Source organism: Pseudonocardia lacus (assembly GCF_018531445.1).
GTDB classification, from domain to species: Bacteria; Actinomycetota; Actinomycetes; order Mycobacteriales; family Pseudonocardiaceae; genus Pseudonocardia; species Pseudonocardia lacus.
On record NZ_JAHDTH010000061.1, the window covers coordinates 26,569 to 36,805 of the forward strand.

Consider the following 10,237-nt stretch of genomic DNA (forward strand, 5'->3'; position numbering starts at 1 on the left):
GGGTACGTGGCAGGGCATGGCGAGCATCGGCTACTTCCTGTCCTGCGAGCAGTACGGACCCAAGGAGCTGGTCGCGCAGGCCCGCGCGGCCGAGCGCGCGGGCTTCGAACGGCTGTGGATCTCCGACCACTTCCACCCGTGGAACGACGAGCAGGGCCAGAGCCCGTTCGTGTGGTCGGTGATCGGCGCCCTGTCCGAGGCCGTGTCGCTGCCGGTCACCACCTCGGTCACCTGCCCCACCATGCGGATCCACCCCGCGGTCGTCGCGCAGGCGGCCGCCACCGCGGCCGTGCAGCTCGAGGGCCGCTTCGTGCTGGGCGTCGGGTCCGGCGAGGCGCTCAACGAGCACATCCTCGCCGACCCGTGGCCCTCGGTCGGGCAACGCCTGGCCATGCTGGAGGAGGCCGTCGAGCTGATCCGGCTGCTGCACCGCGGCGAGCAGGTCAGCCACCACGGCGAGTTCTACGAGGTGCAGGAGGCCCGGATCTACACCCGGCCCGAGCAGCCGGTCCCGATCTACGTCTCCGGGTTCGGCCCGCAGGCCACCGAGCTGGCCGGGCGCATCGGCGACGGCTACTGCACCGTCAGCCCCGACGCCGACCTGGTGCGCACGTTCCGCGGGTCCGGCGGCGGCGCCAAGCCGGTGCAGGCGGGCATGAAGGTCAGCTGGGACGCCGACCGCGAGCGCGCGATCGACACCGCGCACCGGCTGTGGGCCAACGACCTGCTGCCCGGTCAGCTCGCCCAGACCCTGCCCCGCCCGCAGGACTTCGCCGACGCCATGACGCTGGTCCCCCGCGAGGCGATCACCGAGGCGATCGTCTGCGGCGACGACCCGAAGGCGCACGTCGAGCAGGTCCGCGCCTACCTGGACGCGGGCGTGGACGAGGTCTACGTCCAGCAGGTCGGCGACGACCACGACGGGTTCTTCCGCGGCTGGGCCGAGCACGTGCTGCCCGAGCTGCGCTGAGGCTGTTGCGCGGCTCACTCCCCGACGCCGGGCGGATGATCGCGGACCCGCCTGATGTTGAACCAGTCAAGAAGAGGTTCGAGCGAACGGGAAGAGGAGCAGCCATGGCCCAGCCCATCACCAGCCCCCTCGGCGACCAGGAGCGCGACATCACCGCCGACGCCCTGCAGGCGACCCTGGTCGATCTGGTCGACCTGTCCCTGGTGGCCAAGCAGGCGCACTGGAACCTGGTCGGGCGCCAGTTCCACGACGTCCACCTGCACCTCGACGAGCTCGTCGAGACCGCCCGCAGCTACTCCGACAAGGTCGCCGAGCGGCTCGCCGCGATCGGCGTCTCCCCGGACGCGCGCACCCGCACCGTCGCCGCCGCCTCGGCGGTCCCGGAGTTCGCCGCGGGCTGGGTGAGCGACCGCGACGTCGTCCGGCGGGTCTTCGAGTCGATCGACGTGGTGGTGCGCGGCGTGCGCTCGCGCATCGAGCAGACCGAGAAGGCCGACCTGGTCAGCCAGGACCTGCTGATCGCGCTGACCGCCGCCCTGGAGGAGGCGCGTTGGATGTGGCAGGCCCAGAACGCCGGCTACGAGCAGGCCGACCCCGCCGACCCGCGGCCGGTGTGACCCCCGGCCGATAGCGGGTACACGGGCGCGTGCCCGAGCGTTCCCGCACCCGTGCCCTGATCACCAACGACGACGGGATCGGCTCCCCCGGGCTGGTGGCGCTGGCCGCCGCCGCCCGGGACGCCGGTCTCGACGTCGTCGTCGCCGCGCCCGACCGCGAGTACTCCGGCGCGTCGGCCTCCATCAACGCCGTCCAGGAGGACGGGCGGACCGTCATCGAGCGGGTCACCCTCGACGACCTGCCCGACGTGGAGGCCTACGCGGTGCGCGCCGCACCCGCCCACATCGTCGTGCTCGGCCTGCACGGCTGGCTCGACCCCGTGCCGGACCTGGTGCTCTCGGGCATCAACCGGGGCGCCAACGTCGGGCGCGCCGTGCTGCACTCGGGCACCGTCGGCGCCGCCCTGACCGCGGGCCTGCTGGAGCACCGCGGGCTGGCCGTGTCGCTGGCCGTGCCCCTGCACCCGACGCGCGACCCGCACTGGGACTCCGTGGTCGCGCACCTCCCCCACGTGCTGGAACTCCTCATGGACAGCCCGGAGAGCACCACGCTGTCGCTCAACGTCCCGGACCTGCCCGTCGAGGAGGTGCGCGGGTTGCGCGAGGCCTCGTTGGCCCAGCGCGGCGTCGTGCAGAGCGTGGTCGACGAGATCGGCGACGCCGGGGTCAAGCTGCGCGAGGTCGAGACCGGCGACGAGGAGGACGACCCCGACTGCGACCGCGTGCTGCTGGCCCGCGGCCACGCCACCTTGACCGCCCTGCAGGGCCTGCGCGAGGACGGCGCGCTGCGCTTCGGCGACCGGGTGCGTCCGGACGTCGCCGCACGGCGTTGACCGATCGGCGTCCGGATCGTCGACCGGATGATCGACCGGATCGGGGGTGGCCGCCGGGCGTGGCGCGCGCCCGGCGGGGTACGCGCCCGCCATGGCATTCCAGGTGACCGAAGTGCAGAAGGCCCTCAAGGGCGCGGACTACCCGATGGACGGCGAGCGGCTCGCCGAACTGGCCGAGAGCAACAGCGCCCCCGACGATCTCGTCTCGGCGCTGCGCGGGCTGCCCGAGGTCGAGGGGCCGAACGGCGTCATGAAGCACCTGTCCGGGCAGCTGGGCGGCCCGACCGACGGCTGACGGGCCGCGCGCCCCCGGGCCGGACCACCGTGCCGGGGCGCGCGGTGTTGCGGACCGGGACCGCGGGTAGGTACACCGCGAAGGCCCCCACCCGATCGCGAGGAGCAGCCATGAGCAGCGCCGAACGCCCCGAGGCCGACGTCGCCGAGCAGTCGCGCGACGTGGCCGAGCACGACGACCGCCCGCTCGACGACGCCCCGACCCCCGACACCGAGGCCCCGATCGAGGACGTCCTGGAGCAGTCGCGCGACGCCGGCCTGCCCGACGAGGACGAGGCCCCCCGCCTGGGCTGAGCCGGCAATCCCCGCCGACAGCCCGAGCCGACAGCCCGAGCGGATCCTCTACGCCGCCTCCGCCGCGCGCTCGGCCGCCAGCGCGGCCAGGTCCGCCACCCGCCGCGCCGTCTCCTCGGGCAGTCCGGTGATCGCCGTGGGCACCGCGGCCAGCGCGGCGTGGATCGCGTCCACCAGCGCGAGCGCGGACCGCGCCGTCAGCTCCAGCGCGACCCGGTCGCCCGGGCCCCGCGCCGGGTCGATCAGGTCGATGTTGAGGGCGTGGTCGGCGCGGGCGTGCACGGGGTGGTCGTAGTAGACCGTCGCCCGGGTCACCGGGACCCAGCCCGCCCGGCCCTTCGCGCTGCCCTCGATGTCGGTCTGCTCGGTGTTGTAGGTGCACATGGCGACTCCGTGGGATGGGTCGGGGGCTCGGGTCGGTGGGCTCGGGTCGGTGGATCGGTCGGTCAGGACAGGTGGCGGCCGAAGAAGTCGCGGACCTTCGCCCAGCCGTCCACGGCGGCGACCGGGCGGTAGGAGGGCCGGTCGACGGCGAAGAACCCGTGGCCGGCGTCGGGGTAGCTGTGGAACTCGTGCTCCTTGCCGTGCTCGGTGAGGATCCGGTCGAGCTCGGCGACCTCCTCCGGCGTCGGGTTCTTGTCCTCGTCGCCGAACAGGCCCAGCACCGGGCAGCGCAGGTCGACCAGCGCGTCGCCGATCGGGTCCCAGTCGATCCCGAGCGCCGACGGCGGCGCGCTGAGCACGAACGCGCCGTAGCAGTTCACGGCCGCGTCGACGGGCAGCCGGCAGCCGGCCAGCACCGACTGCCGCCCGCCGGAGCAGTAGCCGATCGTGGCGACCTTCCCGTTGGACGACCCCAGCCCGCGCAGGTGCTCGACCGCGGCCCCGACGTCGCCGAGCATGCGCTCGTCGGGCACGCCGCCCGCGGCCCGGGAGGCCGCCGCGGCGTCGTCCGGGTCGGCGCCCGGCGCGTCGCGGTGGTGCAGGTTCGGGCAGATGGCCGCGTAGCCCCACGCGGCGAACCGGCGGGTGATCTCCTTGGTGGCCGCGTCCCAGCCGGGCATGTGGTGGATCACCACGACCCCACCGGTCGGAGGGCCGTCGATCGGGTGAGCCAGGTAGGCGTCGATGGCGTCGCCACCCGCTCCGGTGATCGTGACCAGTCCCGCCCGCAGCGCGTCGCGCACCCCGGCACCCCCGATTCCCGTCGCGTCGCACCGGCCCCCACGGCCGGCGTAGATCGCCATACTGGCACCGTGGCGGGCAACGGGGTGGGCGGCGCGGCGACGGGCGGCGTGGGCGGCGGGGCGACCGGCGGGACGGACGGCGGCGTCGAGGTGGTCCCGGTCGACGCGCTCACCGCGACGGTCCGCGACATCTTCGCCGCGGCGGGCTGTGCCCCGGCCGAGGCCGAGCGCGTGGCCACCGACCTCGTCGGGGCCAACCTGACCGGGCACGACAGCCACGGCGTCGTGCGCGTGCCGCTCTACGTGCAGTGGCTGCGCGCCGGCTACGTGCACGCCGGCCGCTCCGCCGAGGTCGTCACCGACGGCGGCGCCTTCGTCGTGCTCGACGGCCGCTCGGGCCTGGGCCAGACGGTCGCCACCGAAGCCGTCGCGCTGGGCGTGCGGCGGGCACGGGCGCAGGGCTCGTGCATCGTGGCGCTGCGCAACGCCGGCCACATCGGCCGGGTCGGGCTCTACGCCGAAACCGCCCTGACCGAAGGGCTCATCTCGCTGCACTTCGTCAACGTGGCCCGCTCCGCGCTGGTGGCCCCGTTCGGCGCGGTCGAGCGCCGGTTCTCCACCGCGCCGGTCGCGATCGGCGTCCCGCTGCCCGGGCGTCCCATCGTGCTGGACTTCGCCACGTCGCTGGTGGCCGAGGGCAAGGTGCAGGTGGCCTCGCACGGCGGCAAGCCCCTCCCGCCCGACGCCCTCATCGCCGCCGACGGCGAGCGCTCCGGCGACCCGCGCGTCCTCTACGGCGACTACGCCGATGCCGACCTGCGGTCCGCGGCCAACGGCACCGGCGCGATCCGGGCCTTCGGCGAGCACAAGGGCTCCGGGCTGGCGCTGGTGGTCGAGCTGCTGGCCGGGGCGTTCACCGGTGGCGGCTGCGCCGGGCCGCCGGGGGGCCCGCCCGGCATCGCCAACGGGATGCTCTCGGTGTACCTGTCGCCCGAGCACTTCGGCACGCGCGAGGAGTTCGAGCGGATCGGGCGCGAGTACCTGGACTGGGTGCTCTCCGCCCGGCCGGCCGACGCGGCCGAGCCGGTGCTGGCCCCCGGCGACCCGGAGGCCCGCACCCGGGCGGCCCGCATCGCCGCCGGCGTGCCGCTGCCGGCGAGCACGTGGGCCGCTCTGCGGCGCACCGCGGCCGAGCTCGGGGTCGAGGTGGCGGCGGCCGGGTAAGAGGACACGTATCCGCGCCCGCGCGGCGGGCCCGGCAGGAGAGGTGGAGCGATGAGCGAGCCTGCGAGCGAATCATCCGATACAGCGCCCGCGCAGCGCCGACCGAGCGCTAGCGAGGGAGTGCGATGAGCACCCAGGGATCGGACCGAGGGTCCGAGCAGCAGCACGGCGTCGTCGTCCCGATCGACCCGCGCCGGCCCTACGTCGACGGCAGCGCGGCCACGCCCGAGCAGCTGCGCGCCGAGGTCGACCTGCACACCGGGGAGCAGGTCCAGCGGGTCGAGGAGGCCCGCGACGAGCTCGCCGCCACCCTGGCCGAGCTGGTCGCCCGGCTCGACCCCCGACCGCGGCTGCAGGCGGCCGCGGAGCGGATCGTCGCGAGCACCCGGCGCCCGGGGGTGATCGCCCCGGTGGCCGGGGTGGGGGTGCTGGTCGTGCTGGCCAGGCTGGCCAGGGCCCGCCGCGGATCGCGGGGCTGAGCACCCGCTCAGCAGGTACCCGGGCGCCGTGACGTCCGGGACCGCCGGCCGGCCCTGCGCGACTACCTGCTGTGCTGACCGCCCGCGGCCAACCGCCAGACGCGGTCGGCGGTCATCGGCAGGGCGTGGGGGCGCACCCCGATGGCGGCGCGCACGGCGTTGGCGACGGCGGGGGCGACCGGGTTGTAGGGGGCCTCGCTCATCGACTTCGCCCCGTACGGTCCCAACCGGTCGCTCGTCGCGGCCAGCAGCACCTCGGTGCGCGGCACGTCGGCGAACTGGGGCAGGTGGTAGTTGCGCAGCACCCCGGTGGTGACCGCCCCGTGCTCGTCGACCAGCAGCTCCTCGAACAGCGCCGTGCCCAGCGCCTGGGCCACACCGCCCTCGATCTGGCCGCGCAGCTGCTCGGGGTTGAGCACGGTGCCGGCGTCGGCGGCGTGCACCGAGCGCAGGAACCGGACCTCGCCGGTGCCGACGTGCACCGCGACCCGCACGGCGTGCACGTTGAAGGCCACCGAGCGCGGGGTGCCGTCGTGGGTGGCCCGCGCGGTGAGCCCGTCCGGGCCGGCGATCGCGGTCAGCGGCACGAACCCGGCGCCCGATTGGACCCCCAGCGGGCCGAGCTCGCCGGGCGCGCGCCGCGCGATCAGCTCGCGCAGGGCGAGCGCGGCGGCGTGCACGGCCTTGCCGGCGACGACGCTGCCGGCCGAGCCGAAGGCCCCGGTGTCGTGGCCCACGGCGTCGGTGTCCGACTGCCAGAGCCGGACCCGGTCGGGCTCGGTGGCCAGCGCGGTCGCCACCAGCTGGGTGTGCACGGTGCTGGTGCCGTTGCCGAACTCGGCGGTGCCGACCCGGACCGCGTAGCGCCCGTCGGGCTCCAGCGTCACCGACGCCTCGGCCAGGTGCCCGCGCGGGGGCACGGTGGCGATCATGGCCGCGGCCATGCCCTCCCCCACCCGCCACTCGGGCCCGCGCGGCGCGGGCACGTCGTCGCCCGCCCGGACGGCGGCGCGGGCCATGTCGAGGCACTGGTCCAGGCCGTAGGAGCCGTAGGTGAGGTCGTCGTCGGGGTCGGGCCCGTGCGCGGCGACGATCGGGTCCCCGGGGACGACGACGTTGCGGGCGCGCAGGTCGAACGGGTCGATGCCGAGCCTGCGGGCCAGCTCGTCGAGCGCGCACTCGATGCCGAACATCACCTGGCCCAGGCCGTAGCCGCGGAACGCGCCCGAGGGCACGTTGTTGGTGTACGCGGCGCGGGCGTCGACCCGCTTGTTCGGGCAGCGGTAGAGCCCGACCGACTCGTGGCAGCCGTGGAACAGCACCCCCACCGAGTGGTTGCCGTACGCGCCGGCGTCGGACAGGACGTCGACGGCCAGCGCGGTGAGCACGCCGTCGGCGGTGGCGCCGACCCGCACCCCCACCCGCATGGGGTGGCGGCAGGGCAGCGCGGTGAGCGACTCGGTGCGGGTGATCTCCCACTGCACGGGCCGGCGCAGGCGCAGCACGGCCAGCGCGACCAGGTCCTCGGTGAGCATCTCCTGCTTGCCGCCGAACCCGCCCCCGACGCGCGCGGTCAGCACCCGCAGCCGTGCGTGGTCCAGGCCCAGCACCCGGGCCAGCTCGCGGCGGACCAGGAACGGCACCTGGGTGCTGGTCCGCACGACGAGCCGATCGCCCTCGTCGAGCCAGGCCACGGTGCCGTGGGTCTCCAGCTGCCCGTGCGAGACCCGCTGGGTCGTCCAGGTGCCCTCGACGACCTCCGCGGCCGCGCGCAGACCGGCCTCGACGTCGCCGACCCCGCCGTGCAGCTCGGCGACCAGGTTGGCGCCCGGGTCGGCGATGCCCGCGGCGCGGTCCTTGTCCGCGTGCAGCAGCGGCGCCCCCGGCGCCAGCGCGGCCAGCGGGTCGAGCACGGCGGGCAGCACCTCGTAGTCCACGACGATCGCCCGGCACGCGCGCTCGGCCGCGGCCACCGAGTCGGCCACCACGGCGGCGACCCGCTGCCCCACATGGCGCACCATCGCGTCGAGCATCAGGGTGTCGTCCGGGTCGTCGTGGCGGTTCTCGTGCCGCCCGGTCGAGTAGTGCACCCGCGGGACGTCGGCGTGGGTGAGCACCAGGTGCACCCCGGGCAGCGCCCGCGCCGCCGCGGTGTCGATCGAGCGGATGCGGGCGTGCGCGTGCGGGCTGCGCAGCACCGACAGGTGCAGCACGCCCGGCGGCGGCTCGTCGAGGGTGTAGGGCTCGCGACCGGTGACCACCCGGACGCCGGCCGGTGCGGGCAGCGAGCGGCCGGGCGCGGCGCCGTCCTTCTCGGTGTTGACCCCGCCGGCGAGCGCGTCGGCGACGGACCGGTAGCCGGTGCACCGGCAGAGGTTGCCCTTGAGCAGGTGGCCCAGGTCGGCGCCGTCAGGGTCGCCGAGGCCGTCGGGGCGCTCGGCGTCGAGGGCGGCGGCGGTGACGACCAGGCCCGCGGTGCAGAAGCCGCACTGGAACCCGCCGGCGTCGACGAACCGGCGCTGGACGGGGTGCAGGTCGTCGGGGGTGCCCAGGCCGGCCGCGGTGGTCACCGAGCGCCCGTCGGCGCGCGCGGCCGGGTAGACGCAGGAGTGCACGGGCGTGCCGTCCACCAGCACGCTGCAGGCCCCGCAGTCGCCGGAGTCGCAGCCCTTCTTGACCGCGCTGTGGCCCTGCTCGCGCACGAACGTGCGCAGGCACTGGCCAGGGCGCGGGTCGCGGTCGGCGGGCACGCCGTCGATCTCGATCATGCGAGTTCGTCCACGACCTCGGCGGCCAGCCGACCGGTGACGTGGGCGCGCCAGTCCGGGGCGCCGTGCGGGTCGTCGTACCAGCGCTCGACCGTCGCGAGCGCCGCGCTCAGCTCGGCCTCGCGGGGCGGCGCGGCGAAGGCGAACCGGAACGGTCGCTCGGTGGCCGCGGTGACGGTGAGCACGAGCCCGCCGTCCGGGTCGCGGCGGCCGATCACGACGGCTCCCGACCGCCCCTGGGCGGTCAGCGCGGCGCGGCGGAACGCGGTCGGGGCGGCCAGCGCCGCGGCCGGCAGCCGCACCGACCGCAGGACCTCGCCGGGACGCAGGTCCGTGGTGCGGACGCCGGTGACGAACCGGGCCACCGGGACGCGGCGGACCGAGCCGCCCGGCCCCCACAGCTCGGCGACGCCGTCGAGGGCGGCGCACAGCGAGGTCATCGGCCCGGCCGGCAGCGCGAGGCAGACGTTGCCGCCGACGGTGGCCGTGTGCCAGATCTTGAACGAGCCGGCCAGCGCCCGGCAGCAGGTGCGGAACAGCGCCGGGCCGGCCGCGGCCAGCTCGGCCAGGGTGCAGGTGGCCGAGATCGTCAGCGCGCCGTCCGACCCGGTGACCAGCGAGGGCCAGCCGAGCCCGGTCAGGTCGACCAGCGCGGCCAGGTGCGGCTGCGGCTCGGAGAACAGCCAGGTGCCGCCGGCGAGCACGGCCGAGCCCGGGCCGAGCAGGGCGTCGAGGCCGGCGCGGTCGGTCGGGCGGTGCAGCGCGCCCACGGTGTGCAGGTCCATCGTCCTCTCTGTCCGGTCGGTGCTTGTCAGGTCGGGCTCAGTACGCCACCCGGTCGGCCTTGTCCCGCCACGCGTCGAACGGGGCGACGGCGCCGTCCAGCGCGACGGCCTCGACCCTGGTGTCCCAGGTGTCCCGGTCGCGCCCGAACAGCTCGTAGAAGGCCAGGTCGTCGAAGCCGCCCCGGGCGGCGTCGTAGCGGTCGGCGGCGTAGACGACCCGGCCGAGCCGGGCCCACAGCGCCGAGGCCATGCACAGCGGGCAGGGCTCGCACGAGGTGTAGAGCGTGGCGCCGGGCAGCGAGAAGTCGCCGCGCTTCGCGCAGGCGGCCCGGACCGCCACGACCTCGGCGTGCGCGGTGGGGTCGTTGTCGCGGGTGACCCGGTTCTGGCCCTCGGCGATCAGGTCGCCGCCCATCACCACGACCGCGCCGAACGGGCCGCCACCCTCGGCGACGTTGCGCACGGCCAGGTCGACGGCGGCGGCCAGCCAGGTCCGGTCGGCTCGCGGATCGGTGTCGGGCACGGGAACTCCTCGCAACGGCGGAATGGTCCAGGATGCCTCCTCCGCGGCGGTCGCGCGCCGAGGCCGTCTCGGCCCCGCTCCCGGATTAACGCACTCGTGACGTCGTGCGCCCCCCGATCGGGTGGGCCCTGCCTTCAGCTTGATCTTTAACCTCGTGGGTCCCGGCGCTGCGCTCAGGTGACCCCGGGTGATCATGGGAGCAGCCCCTGGTTGATCATGCTTCTGACGAAGGAAGAAGATCAACACAAGGGCTGCGGTGGATA

12 protein-coding genes are annotated in these 10,237 nt (G+C 75.6%); 7 read left to right on the forward strand and 5 right to left on the reverse strand.

Going from position 1 to position 10,237, the window contains the following annotated elements; all coding sequences use genetic code 11:
* The first annotated feature begins 16 nt into the window (after positions 1 to 16).
* The 5 genes from KIK08_RS15425 (at position 17) to KIK08_RS15445 (ending at position 3,008) form a co-directional block, all read left to right on the forward strand.
* Positions 17 to 970, forward strand: a complete 954-nt coding sequence (locus KIK08_RS15425) for a TIGR03557 family F420-dependent LLM class oxidoreductase (protein ID WP_214403836.1) — start codon at positions 17 to 19, stop codon at positions 968 to 970.
* 104 nt (positions 971 to 1,074) lie between these two features.
* Positions 1,075 to 1,587, forward strand: coding sequence for a Dps family protein (locus tag KIK08_RS15430; protein WP_214403837.1), 513 nt, complete (start codon positions 1,075 to 1,077; stop codon positions 1,585 to 1,587).
* A 29-nt stretch (positions 1,588 to 1,616) separates the two neighbouring features.
* Positions 1,617 to 2,420: a 5'/3'-nucleotidase SurE gene (surE, locus tag KIK08_RS15435; protein WP_214403838.1), complete on the forward strand. Its 804-nt coding sequence runs from the start codon at positions 1,617 to 1,619 to the stop codon at positions 2,418 to 2,420.
* Between the two features lie 91 nt (positions 2,421 to 2,511).
* Entirely contained in the window at positions 2,512 to 2,715 is a 204-nt protein-coding gene (locus KIK08_RS15440; protein ID WP_214403839.1) for a DUF2795 domain-containing protein, read from the forward strand.
* Between the two features lie 110 nt (positions 2,716 to 2,825).
* Positions 2,826 to 3,008 carry a hypothetical protein gene (locus KIK08_RS15445; RefSeq protein WP_214403840.1) on the forward strand — a complete coding sequence of 61 codons (183 nt, stop codon included), beginning with the start codon at positions 2,826 to 2,828 and terminating at the stop codon, positions 3,006 to 3,008.
* A 48-nt stretch (positions 3,009 to 3,056) separates the two neighbouring features.
* Here KIK08_RS15445 and KIK08_RS15450 read toward each other — a convergent pair whose 3' ends face one another.
* Entirely contained in the window at positions 3,057 to 3,392 is a 336-nt protein-coding gene (locus tag KIK08_RS15450) for a DUF6295 family protein (protein ID WP_250557066.1), read from the reverse strand.
* Positions 3,393 to 3,454: 62 nt separating this feature from the next.
* Positions 3,455 to 4,255: a dienelactone hydrolase family protein gene (locus KIK08_RS15455; RefSeq protein ID WP_250557067.1), complete on the reverse strand. Its 801-nt coding sequence runs from the start codon at positions 4,253 to 4,255 to the stop codon at positions 3,455 to 3,457.
* 9 nt (positions 4,256 to 4,264) lie between these two features.
* Here KIK08_RS15455 and KIK08_RS15460 point away from each other — a divergent pair, with 9 nt between their 5' ends.
* On the forward strand, positions 4,265 to 5,419 hold the full coding sequence (locus KIK08_RS15460) for a malate/lactate/ureidoglycolate dehydrogenase (protein ID WP_214403841.1): 1,155 nt from the start codon (positions 4,265 to 4,267) through the stop codon (positions 5,417 to 5,419).
* Between the two features lie 125 nt (positions 5,420 to 5,544).
* A complete protein-coding gene (locus KIK08_RS15465; protein WP_214403842.1) occupies positions 5,545 to 5,898 on the forward strand; it encodes a DUF3618 domain-containing protein in 354 nt (117 codons plus the stop codon).
* A gap of 62 nt (positions 5,899 to 5,960) precedes the next feature.
* Here KIK08_RS15465 and KIK08_RS15470 read toward each other — a convergent pair whose 3' ends face one another.
* From KIK08_RS15470 to KIK08_RS15480, 3 genes are read right to left on the reverse strand one after another with little or no spacing between them, the layout of a single operon-like run.
* On the reverse strand, positions 5,961 to 8,666 hold the full coding sequence (locus KIK08_RS15470; protein ID WP_214403843.1) for a molybdopterin-dependent oxidoreductase: 2,706 nt from the start codon (positions 8,664 to 8,666) through the stop codon (positions 5,961 to 5,963).
* Complete coding sequence (locus KIK08_RS15475) at positions 8,663 to 9,451, reverse strand: FAD binding domain-containing protein (protein ID WP_214403844.1); 789 nt, start codon at positions 9,449 to 9,451, stop codon at positions 8,663 to 8,665. Before KIK08_RS15475 ends, KIK08_RS15470 begins: the two co-directional genes overlap by 4 nt.
* A gap of 37 nt (positions 9,452 to 9,488) precedes the next feature.
* Complete coding sequence (locus tag KIK08_RS15480; protein WP_308257657.1) at positions 9,489 to 9,974, reverse strand: nucleoside deaminase; 486 nt, start codon at positions 9,972 to 9,974, stop codon at positions 9,489 to 9,491.
* Positions 9,975 to 10,237 lie beyond the last annotated feature (263 nt).